Genomic DNA, 734 nt, shown 5'->3' with positions numbered 1-734 from the left:
TCCACGTGCTGCGCCAGCGCCACCAGCGTCAGCATCGCCAACCCGGCGAAGTGATTGGCCAGCGCCACCTTCGCCGCCAGCAGCATGAGGAGATCGCCGACCATCACGCCGGCCAGCACGAGTGCCATGAGCTGCGGCCAGAACCGCCGCAGCAGCGAAAAACCTAGGGTGATCGGTCTGATGATATCGGCAAACATGAGGTTCTCTCACGATGCCACCCGCCAAAACCTTTCTAGCAAAGCATGATTGTTTTGCAAGGAATGGGGCTCCCCTTCTCCAACAGAGGGAGAAGGGAGAACCGTCCCCCTCACCTTCTTACCCTCGACTTCAGCCACCGATCAAACGCCACCGCCAGGATCAGGATGAGCCCGATGACGATGCTTTGCGTGTAGGACGAGACGTTGTTGAACTGCAGCCCGTTCTGCAGCACGCCGATCAGCGCCGCGCCCACCACCGTGCCGCCGACCGAGCCGATGCCGCCGAACAGCGAGGTGCCGCCGATGACGACGGCCGAAATGACGGTCAGTTCGTAGCCGATGCCCGCCACCGCTTCCGAGGAGTTCAGCCTGGCCGACAGCACGAAGGCCGCGAGCCCGGCGAAGAAGCCGACAATGACGTAGACCGAGACCAGGATGCGGTCGACGCGCAGGCCCGACAGCCGCGCTGCTTCCGCATTACCGCCGACGGCATAGACGGCGCGGCCATAGCGCGTGTAGCGCAGCACGATGTGGCAC

Annotated in this window: 1 protein-coding gene and 1 pseudogene; both read right to left on the bottom strand. The window is 63.6% G+C overall.

Going from position 1 to position 734, the window contains the following annotated elements; translation table 11 throughout:
- A pseudogene (locus ENZ74_RS33445) lies at positions 1-197 on the bottom strand (hypothetical protein); the annotation flags it as partial.
- Positions 198-307: 110 nt separating this feature from the next.
- On the bottom strand, positions 308-734 hold a 427-nt coding region (locus ENZ74_RS33440; protein ID WP_164761479.1), incomplete at its 5' end, for an ABC transporter permease.

The sequence above is a fragment of the Mesorhizobium sp. M7A.F.Ca.CA.002.15.2.1 genome (genome assembly GCF_003998715.1).
GTDB classification, from domain to species: Bacteria; Pseudomonadota; Alphaproteobacteria; order Rhizobiales; family Rhizobiaceae; genus Mesorhizobium; species Mesorhizobium ciceri.
Note: the sequence above shows the minus strand (reverse complement) of the source record. Positions and strands in the feature narration are given on the sequence as shown.